Source organism: Macrococcus sp. PK, from assembly GCF_022501545.1.
Classification (GTDB): domain Bacteria; phylum Bacillota; class Bacilli; order Staphylococcales; family Staphylococcaceae; genus Macrococcoides; species Macrococcoides epidermidis.
In genome coordinates this window covers 73,168-91,855 of sequence record NZ_JAEPRF010000002.1, presented here as the reverse complement: position 1 = coordinate 91,855, position 18,688 = coordinate 73,168, and the positions used below count along the sequence as shown (strand labels likewise).

Genomic DNA, 18,688 nt, shown 5'->3' with positions numbered 1-18,688 from the left:
TCCCATCTCCTTAGTTATCTTTTCCATCTGCTAAAATTTCATCTACAAGACGATGTGCTTCTTCATATTTTTCCTGGAAGCTGTCCCCTTTTAGCACAACCATCTTATCTTCCAGTCCTTGATATTTTATTTCATCTAAGAACATTTGATGCATATCAAGACGTGCTTTCTGATCCGCCATACTCATATCACGGAAACCATCATCGACATACTGCGTCGTAGGAGGTAATACGATGATCAATGCCCACGTCTGTAAAGAAATATAATAATCAAAGACCGGTGCAATTTTTTCGTAATCTTCTGGTAGTGCATATAATTTCGTATAAAGTTTTGTTGTCATCACGTCTGTATCTGCAAAGAATACTTTACGTGTACCTGGCGAATGAATATGCTTACGATTTAGTTCAAACTGACCAATTCCGATTGCATGTAAGTCTTTAATATCAAGTTCATCATCACGCACCTGACGTGTCGTCTGGTATTCTCTTGAATATTCTAATGAATACGAAGTAGAATAACGGCGTGCTAAATCTCGTACGAGTGTTGTTTTACCCGTGCTTGCCGTTCCGATAATCAATATATTCTGTACAAAGAAACGTCTGAATGGTCGCGTTACAAAATCCCAGTTTAATATTGGATTCTCACGAATAGAAGTTCCGCTTATACCAGTGATACGACGATCCACTTTCGTAATCTGAACGTCGCTTGATTTGAATACACCTTTAAAATACTCATCAAGCGGCTGAATATATTCTTCTTCACCAACATAAAATGTTACAGATTCCATCGTATAGTCATTTTCTTTTACTGCTGTTTCAATCTTTTCCTGAAGTAAAGCAAGCCATGGACCCCAACCGTCAGGATAACGTGGAATATTCGTTTCATCCAATGTTAAAACAGTAACATTCGTGTCATCCTTTAATAATTCACGCATTGCTTTCACACGGTTTGTTAAACTCATACCTGCTAAATCACCACGATCGCCATCATATCCAGAAACAATTACTAACGCATGCGCATTTTCACGTTTCGCTCTAATAATCTGTTCCAGATGTCCAACATGACACGGTGCGAACGTACCAAAATAAATTCCTAAATCTCTCATCTGTCTTACCCCTTTTATGTAAATTAATATCATTATAGCAATTATACGATAATTATCTATCTTATTATTATTTACAATTTCTATATAAACACTTTACATATAATTCATTGCTTCTTCATATTCAAAGTATAAACTGAATTTAAATATGAAGGAGGCGCGTTATGAAATTTATAAAAAAATTAATCATCGTATTATCTATCTTTTTAGCTTTACCCCATTTTATAGAAATTAGTAACGAACCTATCGAAAAAACATTCGTCGCAGATATGAAAAAAGCTCAGTCAAATGACTAAGCTTTTTTCTTTGATTAAAAAGTGAAATTTTTGTGAATTTTGTGTTAAATGATACTTAATTTTTTATGATTATTTAAATTTTCCTTTGACCTTTAAAAGCGTTTTCATTATGATTATCCTATTAGGGGAGTGTAATCAGATGATTACTATAATTAAGGAGGAACAATAGATGGGATTATCAAGAGATTTTTTTATTGCTTTAAGTGAGAACGCAACTTTAAATGAAGCTGCAAAAAAGTATGGTTTAGCATTAGGTGCTAACAAAGTTGTTGCTGGAACTGATGTTAAAACAACAATCGAATCAATTCGTGCATTAAATGCACAAAACATTTCTGCAACTGTTGATAATTTAGGTGAATTTGTTTTCTCTAAAGAAGAAGCAACAGCAGCAAAGAACAATATATTAACGATGATCCAGGCATTATATGATGCTGATGTAGATGCACATATGTCTATCAAGTTAACACAAATCGGTTTAGATGTAGATCCGGAATTCTGTTACGAAAATGTACGTGAAATTCTTTTAAAAGCACATGAGTGTGGTAACATGCACATCAACATGGATACTGAAGACTACAATCATACAGTTCAAACTTTTGAAATGTTAGATCGTTTAAAAGGTGAATTTAAGAATGTTGGTACAGTAATTCAAGCTTACTTATTCCGTGCAACTGAAGAAATCGAGAAATATAAAGATGTACGTTTACGTTTAGTTAAAGGTGCTTATAAAGAAGATGCATCTGTTGCTTACCAATCTAAAGAAGATATCGATGCAAACTATATCAAAATTATCGAACAACGTTTATTAAACGCTAAAGCAATGACTTCAATTGCAACACATGATCATAATATTATCGATCACGTGAAGAAGTTTATCGCGCAACATAACTTAAATAAAGATTTAATCGAATTCCAGATGTTATATGGATTCCGTTCTGAGTTACAAGTTGAAATCGCAAACTCTGGTTACAACTTCTGTACGTATGTACCTTACGGTGAAGACTGGTATGGTTATTTTATGAGACGTTTAGCAGAACGTCCACAAAACTTACAATTAGTTTATAAATCAATCGTTACACCTGAAGTAGAGCGTGGTGCAATTGTTGCTGGATCAGCTTTAGCTGGACTTGTAGTTTTAAGAAAATTATTTAAGAAATAATCGTTTGAAGACCGTGAACAAATTGTGTTCACGGTCTTTTTTGTTTTTGAGGTTTTGAAATTGGGGTTTCACCAATTTCGCAACAGATTTCGCACTCCAAATTGGGGGATTACCAATTTCGCAACAGATTTCGCACTCCAAATTGGGGGATTACCAATTTCGCACTAGATAGATTCAACCATCTTATTAAGATTTGCCATCTCGATAGCTCCGATTGCCGCTTCTCCACCTTTATTTCCTGCTTTCGTACCTGCTCTTTCAATCGCCTGTTCGATTGTTTCAGTTGTAACTACACCAAATATTACTGGTGTTCCATATTCTCCAGCTTTAGCAATCCCTTTTGCTGCTTCATTACATACGTAATCATAGTGTGTTGTCGCACCGCGTATCACACATCCTAAAGTAATGATTGCATCATACTTTTTCTTTTGAGCGAGTTTAATTGCGATAAATGGTAATTCAAACGCGCCAGGTACTAAGAAAGTATCAATGTTCTCACTTTCTACGCCATGTCTTTCTAACGTATCAACCGCACCTTCTGTTAAACGGTCTGTTATAAAATGATTAAATCTTGATGTAACAACTGCAATCTTTAAGCCTTGTCCTGTTAATTGTGCACTATAGTTCATATTAATTTCTCCTCCAGTAAATGTCCTAATTTTTCTTTTTTCGTTTCTAGGTAATGTTTATTTATTGCATTGCTTTGAAATTGATGTGGAATTCTCGTTTCAACTTCTATGCCATATTGCTTTAATCCGTTAATCTTTCTAGGATTATTTGACATGAGATTCACTTTACCTATTCCTAAATCCTTTAATATTGAAGCAGCAACAGCATAATCACGCATATCACTGTCAAATCCTAATGCATGGTTGGCTTCAACTGTATCAAGTCCTTGTTCAATCTTTTCATATGCTTTTAGTTTATTGATCAGTCCGATGCCACGGCCTTCTTGTCGTAAATAGATTAAAATACCGCCATTCTCTTCAATATGCTGCATGCCTTTTTCTAGTTGTATCCCGCAATCACATCGTTTACTATGGAACACATCTCCTGTCAAACATTCAGAATGTATTCGAATATCCGGAACACCACTATAGTCCTTAACATATGCAACGTGTTCTTTATCACTATAAATCTCACTAAACCCATACATCGTAAATTCACCAAATTCAGTTGGCATATTTACTTTAGCTTCGCGTGTTACGAGTGGCTTTTCACGTTTTATATACTCAACTAAATCGGCAATAGTTATCATCTTTAATCGATGTTCTTCTTTATATATTGCAAGATCATCTCTTCTTGCCATCGTTCCGTCATCTTTAATAATTTCACAGATTACACCTGTCTCGGTTGCACCACAAAGTTTTGCTAAATCTACGCATGCTTCTGTGTGTCCGACACGTTCAAGGACACCGTTCGGTTTAGCAATTAACGGGAATACATGTCCCGGTTGATTGAAGTCAATTAATGTAACATTTGGGTCCGTCAACGCTTTCACCGTACAATACCTTTCAAATGCACTGATTCCTGTAGTTGTTGAAACATGGTCGATACTAATGGTAAATGCAGTTTTATTTGGATCCTGATTATTATATGTCATCGGCTGTAAATTCAAGCGCTCATTTAACGCTGCAGATATTGGTGCACACACCAATCCTCGAGCATGTGTAATCATAAAATTTATCGTATCTTCAGTCATAAAATCTGTTATCGCTACAAGATCACCTTCATTTTCACGATCTTCATTGTCAACCACGATAATTGGCTTACCTGCCTTTAAGTCTTCTAATGCACTTTCAATAGCATCAAACATTACATCATCATCTCCAATTTAGATAAAGAAAGACCACTTTCTTCTTGTTTACTGTTCAATATATACTTTCCTAACATATCGAATTCAATATGTACTTTATCACCTGATTTAAGTTCTGACAGCATCGTACTTCTTACCGTTTCAGGTATAATATTCAGCTCAATTGCATGATCTAATTTAAATATCGTTAAAGATATACCATTAACTGCGATCGAGCCTTTCGGTATAACAAATTTACGAAATTCATCTGGAAGTCTGAGCTTTAACTGCATTGTCTTTTCCATGTGTTTTACGCTTTCTACAACGAGACTCGTATCGACATGCCCGCTTACAAAGTGACCACCAAGCCTTGTTGTCGGTAATAATGCACGTTCTAAATTTACCTTAGTTCCTTGCTTCATATTTCGAAACAACGTTATAGCACGCGTATCTTCTAATATATCAACATTGAAGCTCGAATGATTAAAGGCTGTGACTGTAAGACATACGCCGTTTACACTGATAGAATCACCAATGTGCATGTCTTCTATAATACGATTACACTCAATCGTCATAAAGGTAGTATCACCCTGTTTATTTAGTTGTGCTATGACACCAACTTCTTCAATGATGCCTGTAAACATCAACATCATCCTTTCTGTAAATCAGTAATACATCCTGGTCGAAAGTCTTAACAGAGACAAGAGAAAGGTCAGTAATTTCTGACATTTGTGAAGGTTGATCAGTTGTTAAAAACTGATGCTTTGAGGATCCACCTAAAATTTTCGGGGCAATATACTGGTGTATTTCATCAAAAGTTCTGGCAGATACAAACGAACGCATCGTCTGCATACCGCCTTCTATAATTATGCGGTTAATTTTATGTAAATATAAAGCTTCTAAAATGGTTTCAGGATGTAGATCAGTGAGTACAATTACCGTAACACCATCAATCGACTGTTTAGTTGTCGTCACAACGATTAATCGTGATTTATCATAATCATTATTATCTTTGTCATTAATTTCGAACAATCCATTAGAAATAACAACTTTCCTGATCCATTTATCTTTATAGTTTCTACTATCAAGAGTTGGCTGGTCATGTTTATATGTATTGTAGCCTACTAGTATGGCATCGCTGGCATAACGGACACGGTGTGCATGATTTCTTGATGCGTCATTAGTAATCCACTTACTAACGTCACTATCATCTGCTGTCTTTCCATCAAGCGTTACACCCATCTTTAATATCGTATATGGTAATTTGTGCAGCTTCGCTTTAAAAAATGGCTGATAATAGTCGTAAATTTCACTTATATACTCTTGTTCTACTTGTATCCCGTGTGCTTTCATATCATCGATACCAGAGTTTAGTGATTCATCACGTACTGCAAACACAACATGTTTAATACCACTATCAATAATTTTTTGTGTGCATGGCGGTGTCTTACCAAAATGACTACACGGTTCGAGCGTACAGTAAAGCGTAGCACCGTCTGCATGCGCACCAGCCATATCCAGTGCATTCACTTCAGCGTGTGCTTCACCTTCCGTAAGATGTGCACCAATACCTACTATTCTGTTATCTTTTACTACAATACAACCTACAGCTGGATTACTGCCTGTTTGACCATCCGTCCATTGAACAAGTTCAAATGCTTTATCTAAATACAAGTTATTATTCATCTCCTATAAAAAAATGCCCAAATCATAAGATTTGGGCATTTGTATTTTAGGTTCAATAAATAAGACCATGATAATAGTTTTTGCAGAGTTTATGCATCAACAAATAAACCATCAAAATGGCACCTTATTCTTTCTCCCATCCAGACTATACTGTCGGTTTCTGAGTTTCACAGAATCAGCATCAAATATATATTATCAGCTCACGGACTATCACCGCCGGTTGGGAATTTCACCCTGCCCCGAAAGAATAGTTATTAACTTGTCTGTCAATTAAGACAATTTCATCATAGCGAAGTTTGTATGAAAAATCAATGCAAATAATTTATTTCATCGAAAAATATAAAGAGTTTGAGACATAAGTCTAGGCTCTCTTCTTTTTAACAGCTTAAACGGCGGAACAGAAGTTCCCCTGCAACAAAAACAGAACATAAACTATAAATCAAAGAACAATTTATTAGTTTTGTTCGGTTTTTGCTTGTGGCAGACCACTTCTGTCCCAGCCTCTGAAATTATAATTTAAATTGATTATTCACAATCACTTTACCGTTATGGATTACTTTTTCTGCATGGTTCACTCCATAATGATAAGGGATATATTCATGATTCTTTGCATGCCAGATGACTAGATTCGCTGCATCTCCAGCATCGATTGTACCTGCGTCAACACCGATTGCTTTCGCTGCATTAACCGTTACTGCATTCCAGATTTCTTTTGGAGATAATTTCAATTTAAGCGCAGCGATACTCATTACCATCTGTAAATTACTTGTAACACAACTTCCCGGATTATAATCCGTTGCAATCGCAATTGCTCCATTGTTGTCTAACATGCCGCGAGCATCTGCATATTCTTCTTTATTTAAATAAAAAGTTGTTCCTGGTAACAATACAGCTACTGTATCACTATCTTTTAACATCTGCTTACCTTTTTCGCTTGCTGCAACAAGGTGATCAGCACTAATTGCTTCTTCTTCTATCGCTAACTCTAATCCACCTAACGGATCGATTTCATCTGCATGAATCTTAACAGGTAAACCAGCCGCTTTTGCTGCCTGCATATATTTACGAGACTGATCTATTGTAAATACACCTGTCTCACAGAAAATATCTGCAAAATCTGCAATATCCTTAACTTCTTGTAAATCTTTAATACATTCATCAATAAATGTTTCACTATCTTTATCTTTTGGTACTGCATGCGGTCCAAGATATGTGTGTTTCATATTGATGCCATATTTCTCCTGAAGACGTTTAGATACACGCAGTTGCTTTAACTCATGTTCTAAAGATAAGCCATATCCACTCTTGCTTTCTACACTTAGTACACCGTGATGAATCATTCGTAGTAATTCATGCTCAGCTTTCTCGAATAGTTCTTCTTCAGATGCTTCACGCGTAGCTTTCACCGTCGAATGAATTCCGCCACCTTGTTCTAAAATTTCAAGATAGGAAACACCTTGACGCTTTAAACTCATCTCATGTTCACGAGAACCACCGTGTACTAAATGTGTATGCGCATCAACAAGTGCAGGAGAAACCGTTTTATTCGTTCCGTCAATCGTCTCATTAGCTTCAAAGTCTTCGCTAAATTCACCGGCATATATAATCTTGCCATCTTTTATCACTACCGTACCATTTTCAATTACATTCAATTCAGCAAGTTCAGCACCTTTAAGTGGTTTTTCTGTCTTCTTTGGTAAGATCAATTCACTAATATTCTGAATGATAATATCGTTCATTTTCTACATCCTTTCAAACACATATTTATATCTTAATATCTGTATTGAACTATTTTATTTATCTAACATAGGTACGTTGATACCTTTTTCTTTCGCAACATCAATCGCAATATCGTATCCTGCATCAACGTGTCTCACTACACCCATACCTGGATCAGTTGTTAACACACGTTGTAATCGTTCTTCAGCATTCTTCGTACCATCTGCAACAACAACCATTCCTGCATGTAGCGAGTAACCCATACCCACACCACCACCATGATGGAATGAAATCCATGATCCACCTGCTGCAGTGTTAATTAAAGCGTTCAATACTGCCCAGTCACCAACTGCATCACTACCATCTTGCATGCTTTCAGTTTCTCGGTTTGGACTTGCAACACTACCTGCATCTAAATGGTCACGACCGATTACGATTGGTGCAGAAATTTCACCTGTCTCAACAAGTTTATTTAATGCTAACCCCATTTTAGCGCGTTCACCATAGCCAAGCCAAGCGATACGAGAAGGTAATCCCTGGAACGCAATCTTCTCACTTGCTAAATCTAACCAGCGCATCAATTTCTTATTATCCGGGAATAGCTTTCTCATCTCTTCATCTGCACGTTCAATATCTTTTGGGTCACCACTTAATGCTGCGAAACGGAAAGGTCCTTTACCTTCACAGAATAGCGGGCGAATGTAAGCAGGAACGAATCCAGGGAAGCTGAATGCATCTTTAACCCCTTCATCAAAAGCAACTTGTCGAATATTGTTTCCATAATCGAATGCTACAGCACCACGATTTTTGTATTCAAGCATGTATTCCACGTGTTTCGCCATTGATTGCTTCGCTAAACGCACAACTTCTTCAGGATTTGTCTTACGCAACTCAATTGTTTCTTCGAGTGAATACTCTACAGGCACGTAACCATTTAACGGGTCATGTGCTGACGTTTGGTCAGTGACAATATCAACTTTGAAATCTTTTTCGAGTAATGCTTTGTATACATCAACAGCGTTTCCTACTAAACCGATAGATAACGCTTCCCCTTTTGCTTTCGCTTCATTCGCTAAACGAATAGCTTCATCTACGTCATGTGTCTTAACATCACAATAACGTGTTTCGATACGCTTATCAATACGTGATTCATCAACATCGATACCGATCACAACACCGCCGTTCATCGTTACGGCTAAAGGTTGCGCACCACCCATACCACCAAGACCTGCTGTTAATGTGATCGTACCTTTTAAATCACCATTAAAATGCTGGTTTGCAAGTTCACCAAACGTTTCATAAGTCCCTTGAACAATACCTTGAGAACCAATGTAAATCCAGCTTCCTGCAGTCATCTGACCATACATCATTAGACCTTTCTTATCTAATTCATTGAAATGTTCCCAGTTTGCCCATTTAGGTACTAATACTGAGTTTGATAACAGGACACGTGGTGCCTGATCGTGAGTTTTAAACACTGCGACAGGTTTACCGGACTGTACAAGTAAAGTTTCATCCTTCTCTAAGTTGCGTAAGCTTTCAACGATTGCATCAAAACTTTCCCAGTTACGAGCTGCTTTACCGATTCCGCCGTAGACAACTAAATTCTCTGGATGTTCTGCTACTTCTGGATCTAAATTATTATATAACATACGAAGAACAGCTTCCTGTTCCCATCCTTTACACTCAATCTCTAAACCTTTCTTTGCTCTAATATTTCTCATCATAAAATCCTCCTATTATATTAAAATATGAATAATGCGAATGGAATTGTAATTAATAAAGTTAAAACTACTCTTTCAAACCAAATTACTACAAGTTTCCAGATTGGAATCTTAATATCAGTTGAAACGATAACTGGTACTACACTTGAGAAGAAAATAATTGCTGAAATACTCATAACACCTGTTGTAAATCTCGTTATCAAATCTGCATCCTGAGATATTGCTGCCGGTAATAACATTTCAATGATTGAAAGTGTAGACGCTTCAGCAAGAACAGGTACGTCAATACCAGGAAATACAGATAATATCGGATAGAATATTAATGATGCATATTTAATAATTGGTGTATACTTCGCAATGAGTAGACCAAGTAGCCCGATTGACATGATTGAAGGCATAATCGCCATCGTCATGACCACACCATCTTTAATATTGATAATAATGTTTTGAAGTAGTGTGTTCGCATGCTTAATGGCCTCTTTAGCTTCTAAATATGCCTCTTTTAATAAAGGCATCCCTTTACTAATCTCCTCTTTATAAGGAATATCATTATATGTTTTATTTGATTCAAATCTAATTGGTGGAATATGTACAGTAATCGCTGTCACTATAAATGTGATAACCAATGTACTCCAGAAGAATAAATTCCAGTGGTCCATTATTCCTAAAGTTTTTGCAACGATGATCATGAAAGTTGCAGATACAGTTGAAAACCCTGTTGCGATGATAACTGCTTCCTTATGTGTATAATGTCCTTCTTTATATACTTTATTAGTAATTATCAATCCGATTGAATAACTACCAACAAAAGAAGCTACAGCATCAACAGCTGATTTACCAGGTGTATTAAATACCGGTCTCATAAACTTTCTGCAAAGTACACCGATAAATTCGAGTAATCCATAACCAACAAGTAAAGAGAGAAATACCGATCCTATTGGAATCAATAAGCTTAACGGAACTGCTAATTTTTCAAATAAAAATGGCCCTAAATCAGGTAATAATACAAACTCTGGACCCACTTTAAATACAACCATGAATCCAACGATTACTCCTAGAATCTTAAATATTGTAAATGATAGATCAGTAAAACTTTTCTTCCAGCTACCATTTAAAAATGGATAAATCGCTCCAACAATAATTAACAGCAATACATAGTAAGGTAACACTGGTGCTAAACTTACTTTTAACCAATTCACGATATGATCGATAATAATCGTATTATTCTCTCCAATTGTGATTGGAAAAAAGAAACAAATAATACCTATGATGCTATAAACATAAAACCTCCACATCTACATCCTCCTCATTTTCTGAATATTCTATCTACAATTCTATTATAGTTTGGTATCATATAGATATCTAATATCAATAAACTAATAATTAATAGTTTCAATCTATTAATAAAAGGAGATTATATGAAAATACTGCATTTTGAATATTTTATCGCCGTTGTAGAACACAATAGTTTCACGCGTGCTGCAGAATATCTTCACATCGCTCAACCATCGTTAACAACAGCAATAAAAAAATTAGAACAAGAATTAGGATATGCGCTTCTTACACGTTCTACAAAAGCAATCAAAATTACTGAAAAAGGCATATTGTTCTATCAGTATTCAAAAGAAATTGTCAAAGCTTATCATTATACTGTTGAAAAGATGTATGATTTGAACGAGAGTGATTTCCCTAAAATAAAGATCGCTATATTGGAATCAACAAATCGATGGGTATCACAAGTCGTCAAAAATCACGCAAATCAATTTGAATCACAGCGATATCAAATAAAAGAAATTCTTTCAGTCAGAGATTCTTTAAAAGCACTGATAAACTATGATGTGGATATTGCAATTACAAATGAGTTAATCAATGATGAAGCGATTAATTCCCTTCCTCTATACACTGAAGAATATATTATCTTAGGAAATCAAAAAGATTTGGCGGATAAAGTCGTTACATTAGACCAACTGCCGTTAATATTACCGAATGAATCATTTCAAGTTAGACAACATTTAAACGATTATTTTAATCGCCATGCAATTAGACCAAATATTGTAATGGAAGTCGACCGTTTCGATACTGCTTCTAATTTTGTGCATGACGGTTTAGGATATGCAGTTGTTCCTAAAATATATTATCAATCCTTTAATGCAAACCAACTCACTGCCCATAAAATCGAGCCAACAATTAATCGTACGATTTACATCAACTATCACAAAAAAAGAAAGCACTCATCGAGAGTACTTTCTTTGATTGATAGGTTTATTCAATATTGGAATTTCGATGCACCATATGAAACATAATATGACTGACCATTTTAGCAGTACGTCCGTCAATATCATATTCCGGATTCATTTCAGCAATACTGATATGTTGTGTTTTATTATGCTTTAATACCTCTAATATCAAACGTGAAACTTGCTTTGGACTTAATCCAAAGCTACAAGGTGCACTGACGCCTGGTGCATAGGCACTATCAATCACATCGAGACATAACGTAAGCATAATGACATCATATTTATTAATAAATGATGCAATGGTTTCATTTGTACTGTCCTGATCAATATGTTCAGCCAGCACATATTCCACTCCGCGCTCTTTAGCAATATTAAACAGATGCTGTGTGTTTCCTGCTTGCTGAATGCCAAGTACGAGATAACCTGCTTCAGGATCTTCATCTATAATTTGCTTAAAACCTGTGCCACTTGTAGCCTGTTTTGCATCACGTAAATCGAAATGCGCATCAATATTAATTACACCAATGGATTGATGTGGATAAATCTGTCTCAATCCTTTGTAATGCGCATATGAAATATCATGACCGCCACCTAATAACATATGAAACTTCGCAAGTGGATGTGTTTTCTTTATCATATCCGCATATTCAGTTTGCACGTTTTCAACATAGGTTTCGTCAGTCGATATATTCCCAAAGTCACCAATCGTTGTATCGTTCATCAAAGCCATATTGCCAAATTTTTCTCTTATTGCATCCGGTCCCTGTTGTGCTCCCACGCGACCTTGATTTAAATACACGCCACGGTCAACGGCATAACCAAGTATACCGACATCATATTGAGGTGCATAATCTTCTATTTGTTCATTTTCACGATTATCATCTATTTCTTTAAGATCAACGATATCCACAACCTGAAAATTTCTAAAATGCGCTCTATTTTCAGTATCATCAATTCTGCCAGTCCATAAATTTTCATCGCCCTTTGTATACACCACTATTCCCCTTTCGTTTGCTGAACAAAGCCTTGAACAACACGTTTCGCTTCTTCAGCAAGTTCAACGATACCATTGTTATAAATATTGACACCACCTGATTTTTGGCCAAGTAAGAAGAAATTTTCTAACTTTCCTTTTGCGCTTATCACTTCATTATTGACTGGTGTTACGTAAAAACCACCATCTTGATGCGTAATCAACAAGTTTTGATCCACAAGATTTTCGATAAGTTGATTAGGCTCAATTGCATCTTTGTAATCTTTCGCTGGTCCAGTTGCATTAATCACATAATGTACGCGAATTTCTTCTTTCTTCGTATAAATCCTGTATTTATTATATTTATATTCTACAGCAGTCATGTCACTTAATATTTCAATCCTATTGTTGTTAATACCTTCAATCATCGCTTCTGCGGTTGCTTCAGGCATCGGATTAGAGTATGCAGTAATCACATCTGCATAATGATCCTTATAATATTGTTTATCTGACTTCGTCATAAATGGCCAGATTAAAGGCGCTGTTCTCGTTAATTCTAAGACAAAAGATTGAAGGTATCCGACTTCTTTAGGATTTGCTAAATCAAATGTCATCGCACGTAATGGGTTTACACGACTTACATTAAATAATTTATCCACGTTAATATTATGATATTCAACTTCTTTATCAAATAAAATTTTTAATTCTGCTAAAGGCAGAAAACCATTATGCTTTGATTTTATCTTCTCTAATTTAGATAATGTTATATATTTAAATTTAATATCTGCCATCTCACCACGTACAGATTGTACTTTACCATCCCTACTCACAAGATAAAGCTTCGTTTTTAATTCCGGTGTAAAATATCGTACAATGTCAACAGCAGATAGCCCTGAACCAATGACCGCATAGTCTTTTTCCGGTTCGATTTTTATACGATTTAACGGGTATGGCCATTTGAAATAATTTGGCGTATCAATCAGTTGATACGGATCCATTGGACCGAACTGACCTGGTGATAAAAACACAGCATCGACTTCAAATGACTCATCCTGTGTTGAGATAAGATAACCGTTATCAATCTGTTCAATATTCCTTACATGATTACTGACAATCTTGACGTTTTTCTTCTTAGCAAATTTCTCAAAATGATCTGCCATATATTTACCGAATAACTGTCTTGAATAATATTGATTCTGTGATTTATTTTCATTATCTTCTTTATGAATATCTAATTGAATCATTTCATCATGCTTAGCAATCCACTTCACAAAATCATCTGGTTTATTTGGCTTCATACTAATTAAATTACCTGGATAATTCATAAGTAACTCCGGATCGTCATATTGAAACGCACGACCGTTTCCTAAATATTTCTGATCATCGAAACAAATCATCTTGAAGTCATCCAATTTACTTTTTGATAAGTATTTCAGGACATTTACACCCGCTACACCTGTACCTACTATTGCAATTTTCATAAAAAGCTCCTCCTTTTATATATATATTATCAAAAAATAGGGTAAACAAACTTAATGAGCGGGATTTAATCACAAACAAATATTTTTATCTTGCAAAAAACAACAATTAGAGGTGACATTATGTTAGAAATCAACAATGTCTCGAAAGTATATCGAGGCGGAAAAAAGGCAGTCAACAAACTAGATATGACAATCGAGAAAGGTGAGTTTATCGCCTTCATCGGAACTTCTGGTTCAGGTAAAACGACCGCAATGCGCATGATTAACCGCATGATTGAACCGACGAGTGGTTCAATTGTACTGAACGGAAAAAACATTAAAGATATGAACCCCGTACAATTACGCAGAAACATCGGTTATGTTATTCAGCAAATTGGATTACTCCCCCATATGACGATCCGTGAAAATATTACCCTTGTTCCTAAACTTCTCAAATGGTCAGAAGAAGACAAAAATAAAAAGGCAGAAGAATTGATTCAACTTGTAGACCTTCCCGTAACTTATCTCGATATGTATCCATCTCAACTGTCAGGTGGTCAGCAACAACGTATCGGTGTCATCCGCGCACTCGCTGCAGATCAGGAAATCATTTTAATGGATGAACCCTTTGGTGCATTAGATCCTATTACACGAGATACGCTTCAGGATTTAGTAAAAGAACTGCAAGTCAAATTTAATAAAACATTCATTATGGTAACGCATGATATGGATGAAGCGATTAAACTTGCGGATAGAATCGTGATTATGAGTCATGGTGAAGTGATTCAGATCGATACGCCAAATAACATATTACGCAATCCGGCAAACGATTTCGTAAAAGATTTCATCGGAGAAAACAGGTTAATCCAAACAACGCCAAATATTAAAACTGTTGATGAAGCAATGAATAAGCCAATATCGATCACACCAGAAAAATCAATAGGTGAAGCGATTAATCTTATGAGAACAAAACGTGTAGATACACTGTTTGTTGTAGATGATCAAAATGTACTTGTCGGTTATGTTGATATTGAAGACTTATCGGAAGCACATAAAAAACATTTAAGTTTATCGCGCATTATGAACCATAAAGTATATTTCGTACGCACCGGTGTTTACCTTCAGGATACTGTTCGAACGATACTGAAAAGAAACATACGCGTCATCCCTGTACTGGATAAACAAGATAAATTATTAGGTGTTATTACACGTGCCAACTTAGTAGATATCGTGTATGACACAATTTGGGGTGACGAGGAAGAGGAGGCATAAACATGATTGAATTTTTAAAGGAAAATCAAGCCGAACTCTTTACGAAGACGATTGAACATATTTCAATATCACTACTGAGCTTACTCGCAGCAATAATCGTTGCAGTGCCACTTGGCATCTTGCTTACGAAGTCAGATAAATTAGCGAAAGTTGTACTCTCTATTACCAGTGTATTACAAACCGTACCATCACTTGCTATACTTGCGATGATGATTCCATTCTTTGGTATTGGAACACTACCAGCAGTAATCGCATTGTTCCTATATGTGTTATTACCGATCTTAAATAACACATATTTAGGTATACAGTCTGTAAAGAAAGATGCGAAAGAAGCTGGACGCGCGATGGGAATGACATCTAACCAAATTCTCAGAATAGTAGAATTACCGCTTGCAGTACCAGTCATAATGAGTGGTATTAGGTTATCAGCAGTTTATGCGATTAGTTGGGCAACACTCGCATCATATATCGGTGCAGGTGGACTCGGAGACTTTATCTTTAATGGGTTGAACTTATTCCAGCCAAAATTAATCATTGCCGGAGCTATTCTCGTAACATTGTTAGCACTTATAACAGATTTAATTCTTGCAGTAATTGAAAACTATACGACCCCAAAAGGCTTAAAAGTAACAAAGGGGGATTTATAATATGAAATGTAAAAAGAAAACTATCTTATTGTTGAGTGTGATGATACTTATTATTTCACTCACAGCTTGTTCTAATAAAAATGATACAGATAAAGTTAAGATTGCTTCAGTTTATACAACTGAAAATCAGATTTTGGCACATATGATAAAGATACTTGTAGAAAAAGATACAGATCTACCTGTAGAAATCATCAATAATCTAGGCTCAGGTACTGTTGTACATCAAGCTATGGTTCGTGGAGATGCGAACGTATCAGCAGGAAGATATACAGGTACAGATTTAACCGGTGCTTTAGGTAAAGACCCTATCACTGATCCCAAGAAAGCAAGAGAAGTCGTAACAGAAGCTTTTGAGAAAGACTTTGATCAGCACTACTTTGATTCATATGGTTTTGAAAATACTTACGCTTTCATGGTAACCAAAGAAACAGCTAAAAAGTATCATCTCAAAAAAGTAAGTGATTTAAAGAATGTGGCATCTAAGCTTAGAGCAGGTGTCGACTCTTCTTGGATGAAACGTAAAGGTGACGGATACGAAGGATTTAAAAAGAAATATGGCTTTGACTTTCAGGATACTAAGCCGATGCAAATCGGTCTCGTATACGAAGCAGTTAATGCAAACAAGATGGACGTTGTGCTAGGTTATACAACTGACGGTCGTATTCAAAGTTATGATCTTCAAATCTTAGAAGATGATCTTCATTTCTTCCCACCTTATGACGCTAATCCTATAGCTAGTAATGCATTATTAAAGAAACATCCTGAAATCAAATCAATATTAGAATCAATGAAAAACAAAATCTCAACAGAAGAAATGCAGAAACTAAACTATGAAGTGGATAACAACTTAAAAGAACCTGCAGTTGTCGCTGAAGAATATTTGAAAAAGCATAACTACTTTGAAGGAGGTAAATAAGATGGAAAAAATGAATACATTCGAACAATTCATCCATTACTTCCAGGATAATGCGGGTTATGTATTTCAATTGTTTATCGATCATTTCTTAATCAGTATCTACGGTGTACTACTAGGTGCACTTGTCGGTATTCCGATTGGTATATGGATTGCGCGTCATAAACGTTTAGTAGCTCCTGTTATTGCTATCGCAAACATTATACAGACCGTTCCAGCAATCGCCCTACTCGCTTTGTTGATGTTGGCGTTAGGTTTAGGTAAAACGACTGTTATTACAACTGTATTCTTATACTCATTACTTCCTATCATCAAGAACACGTATACAGGTATTAAATCTGTTGATACACACTTAATTGATGCAGGTAAAGGGATGGGTATGACAAAACGTCAGTTACTGACAATGGTCGAACTGCCTTTAAGTCTGTCTGTTATTATCGCTGGTATTCGTATCGCGCTCGTTATCGCAATCGGTGTAACAGCAATCGGTTCGTTTATCGGTGCACCGAGTCTTGGTGATATCATCATCCGCGGTACAAATGCTACAAATGGTACTTCTATTATACTAGCCGGCGCATTACCTACTGCTATTATGGCTGTATTAGCTGATATCATTTTAGGATTTATAGAGCGACGTCTCGATCCAATCAAACGTAATAAAGTGTTGAAACAAGCACCACAAGACAGATAATAATATCCTGCTTAAGTCTTATTTTAATAAATTAAAGTTTTGTGCTATGATTTATTTAATGACTTAAGGAGGATTTTTCTATGAAATCAAAACATTTATTATCAGCATTACTTAGTACGACTTTAATTTTTGCAGCGTGTGGCAATGATTCTGCCGATAAAACTGAAGATAAAGCTAAGACTGAAGCAACAAAATCTAATACTGATAATCAAGCAACTGAAGAAGCTAAAACTACTGAAAGTAAAGAAACTACCTCTGAAACAGCAGATACAACTAAAGAAAACAAAGATGCTGTAGACTTAATTGAAAAGGCAAAAGATGCAGGTAAAGATACGAAAAGTTACCATGCTGTATTAGATACGACGATGACAGCAGATGGTAAAGATACAACTGTGAACATGGATATGAATGTTGATGACAAAGGGACAACTCAAATCACAACTGAGTCTATGGGTCAAAAGATGGATATGTATATCTTTGATAAAAAGGTTGTAATGTCACCTGACAGTAAAACATTTATGGATGTGACAAAAGCAATGGGCGCACGTGTTCAAAAGCAGCTAGAACAATTAGATTATGCGACTGCTTTAAATTCATTAGATGGATATAAAGATGCTGAATTTAAAGAAACAGCTGATGGTTACAGCTTAACTAAGAAATTTAAAAATTTAGCTGAGTATAAAAAGATTGCCGAACAAACAGGTTCTCAGGAATTAATTTCATCGATTGAAAAACAAGTTGAAGACGTGAAAGGTGAAGCAGTCATTAACTTTGATAAAGATTATATGATGAAGACGACTGAAACAAAAGTTGATATGACGATTAAAGATAAGAAAATTGCAACTGAAACGAAAGCAAATTATGATAACTATGATAAAGTTCCGGCAATTACAGTGCCTGCTGCTGCAAAATCAGCAAAACCACTAGAAGAGGTTCAAAAAGAAATGCAGGACAAAATGAACAGTTCTTCTACTGAAACATCAACTGAAGCAAAATAATATACAAAAAACTACC

The 18,688-nt window shown here is 35.7% G+C and carries 18 protein-coding genes and 1 riboswitch; of the genes, 8 read left to right on the top strand and 10 right to left on the bottom strand.

What is annotated here, in order from left to right:
* Nucleotides 1–10 precede the first annotated feature (10 nt).
* Entirely contained in the window at nt 11–1,105 is a 1,095-nt protein-coding gene (locus tag JJJ02_RS00765) for an AAA family ATPase (RefSeq protein WP_240836827.1), read from the bottom strand.
* A 161-nt stretch (nt 1,106–1,266) separates the two neighbouring features.
* Here JJJ02_RS00765 and JJJ02_RS13275 point away from each other — a divergent pair, with 161 nt between their 5' ends.
* Both JJJ02_RS13275 and JJJ02_RS00760 read left to right on the top strand, forming a co-directional pair.
* Entirely contained in the window at nt 1,267–1,398 is a 132-nt protein-coding gene (locus JJJ02_RS13275) for a hypothetical protein (protein WP_255724750.1), read from the top strand.
* A gap of 169 nt (nt 1,399–1,567) precedes the next feature.
* The gene (locus JJJ02_RS00760) at nt 1,568–2,557 is read left to right on the top strand and encodes a proline dehydrogenase family protein (RefSeq protein WP_240836825.1); all 990 of its coding nucleotides are present in this window, start codon (nt 1,568–1,570) and stop codon (nt 2,555–2,557) included.
* Nucleotides 2,558–2,721: 164 nt separating this feature from the next.
* Here the strand turns inward: JJJ02_RS00760 and ribH are convergent, their stop codons facing one another.
* The 7 genes from ribH to JJJ02_RS00725 all read right to left on the bottom strand — a co-directional run bounded on the left by ribH (nt 2,722) and on the right by JJJ02_RS00725 (nt 10,776).
* The gene (gene ribH, locus JJJ02_RS00755; RefSeq protein WP_240836823.1) at nt 2,722–3,186 is read right to left on the bottom strand and encodes a 6,7-dimethyl-8-ribityllumazine synthase; all 465 of its coding nucleotides are present in this window, start codon (nt 3,184–3,186) and stop codon (nt 2,722–2,724) included.
* A complete protein-coding gene (gene ribB, locus JJJ02_RS00750) occupies nt 3,183–4,373 on the bottom strand; it encodes a 3,4-dihydroxy-2-butanone-4-phosphate synthase (protein ID WP_240836821.1) in 1,191 nt (396 codons plus the stop codon). The genes ribH and ribB overlap by 4 nt, the downstream gene beginning before the upstream one ends.
* On the bottom strand, nt 4,373–4,996 hold the full coding sequence (locus JJJ02_RS00745) for a riboflavin synthase (protein ID WP_111716494.1): 624 nt from the start codon (nt 4,994–4,996) through the stop codon (nt 4,373–4,375). The genes ribB and JJJ02_RS00745 overlap by 1 nt, the downstream gene beginning before the upstream one ends.
* Nucleotides 4,977–6,026: a bifunctional diaminohydroxyphosphoribosylaminopyrimidine deaminase/5-amino-6-(5-phosphoribosylamino)uracil reductase RibD gene (ribD, locus tag JJJ02_RS00740; protein ID WP_170122527.1), complete on the bottom strand. Its 1,050-nt coding sequence runs from the start codon at nt 6,024–6,026 to the stop codon at nt 4,977–4,979. Before ribD ends, JJJ02_RS00745 begins: the two co-directional genes overlap by 20 nt.
* Before the next feature lie 136 nt (nt 6,027–6,162).
* Nucleotides 6,163–6,289: riboswitch (FMN riboswitch) on the bottom strand.
* Between the two features lie 258 nt (nt 6,290–6,547).
* A complete protein-coding gene (gene hutI, locus JJJ02_RS00735; protein WP_240836819.1) occupies nt 6,548–7,777 on the bottom strand; it encodes an imidazolonepropionase in 1,230 nt (409 codons plus the stop codon).
* A gap of 54 nt (nt 7,778–7,831) precedes the next feature.
* The gene (gene hutU / locus JJJ02_RS00730) at nt 7,832–9,481 is read right to left on the bottom strand and encodes a urocanate hydratase (protein WP_111716489.1); all 1,650 of its coding nucleotides are present in this window, start codon (nt 9,479–9,481) and stop codon (nt 7,832–7,834) included.
* A 20-nt stretch (nt 9,482–9,501) separates the two neighbouring features.
* On the bottom strand, nt 9,502–10,776 hold the full coding sequence (locus JJJ02_RS00725; protein WP_240836818.1) for a YjiH family protein: 1,275 nt from the start codon (nt 10,774–10,776) through the stop codon (nt 9,502–9,504).
* A gap of 123 nt (nt 10,777–10,899) precedes the next feature.
* Here JJJ02_RS00725 and JJJ02_RS00720 point away from each other — a divergent pair, with 123 nt between their 5' ends.
* Nucleotides 10,900–11,784: a LysR family transcriptional regulator gene (locus JJJ02_RS00720; RefSeq protein WP_240836816.1), complete on the top strand. Its 885-nt coding sequence runs from the start codon at nt 10,900–10,902 to the stop codon at nt 11,782–11,784.
* On the opposite strand, the gene hutG is transcribed toward JJJ02_RS00720, so the two are convergent.
* Together hutG and JJJ02_RS00710 are read right to left on the bottom strand one after the other, a co-directional pair.
* Nucleotides 11,744–12,712, bottom strand: a complete 969-nt coding sequence (gene hutG, locus JJJ02_RS00715) for a formimidoylglutamase (RefSeq protein ID WP_240836814.1) — start codon at nt 12,710–12,712, stop codon at nt 11,744–11,746. The genes JJJ02_RS00720 and hutG overlap by 41 nt on opposite strands.
* Before the next feature lie 2 nt (nt 12,713–12,714).
* Nucleotides 12,715–14,172, bottom strand: coding sequence for an FAD/NAD(P)-binding protein (locus tag JJJ02_RS00710; protein ID WP_240836812.1), 1,458 nt, complete (start codon nt 14,170–14,172; stop codon nt 12,715–12,717).
* Nucleotides 14,173–14,292: 120 nt separating this feature from the next.
* Between JJJ02_RS00710 and JJJ02_RS00705 the strand changes: the two genes are divergently transcribed.
* The 5 genes from JJJ02_RS00705 to JJJ02_RS00685 all read left to right on the top strand — a co-directional run bounded on the left by JJJ02_RS00705 (nt 14,293) and on the right by JJJ02_RS00685 (nt 18,672).
* The gene (locus tag JJJ02_RS00705) at nt 14,293–15,423 is read left to right on the top strand and encodes a betaine/proline/choline family ABC transporter ATP-binding protein (RefSeq protein WP_240836810.1); all 1,131 of its coding nucleotides are present in this window, start codon (nt 14,293–14,295) and stop codon (nt 15,421–15,423) included.
* A 2-nt stretch (nt 15,424–15,425) separates the two neighbouring features.
* A complete protein-coding gene (locus tag JJJ02_RS00700) occupies nt 15,426–16,070 on the top strand; it encodes an ABC transporter permease (RefSeq protein WP_240836808.1) in 645 nt (214 codons plus the stop codon).
* Nucleotide 16,071: 1 nt separating this feature from the next.
* Entirely contained in the window at nt 16,072–16,986 is a 915-nt protein-coding gene (locus tag JJJ02_RS00695) for an osmoprotectant ABC transporter substrate-binding protein (protein WP_240836807.1), read from the top strand.
* Between the two features lies 1 nt (nt 16,987).
* A complete protein-coding gene (locus JJJ02_RS00690; protein ID WP_304653853.1) occupies nt 16,988–17,674 on the top strand; it encodes an ABC transporter permease in 687 nt (228 codons plus the stop codon).
* Between the two features lie 80 nt (nt 17,675–17,754).
* Complete coding sequence (locus JJJ02_RS00685) at nt 17,755–18,672, top strand: DUF6612 family protein (protein WP_240836806.1); 918 nt, start codon at nt 17,755–17,757, stop codon at nt 18,670–18,672.
* Nucleotides 18,673–18,688: the final 16 nt, after the last annotated feature.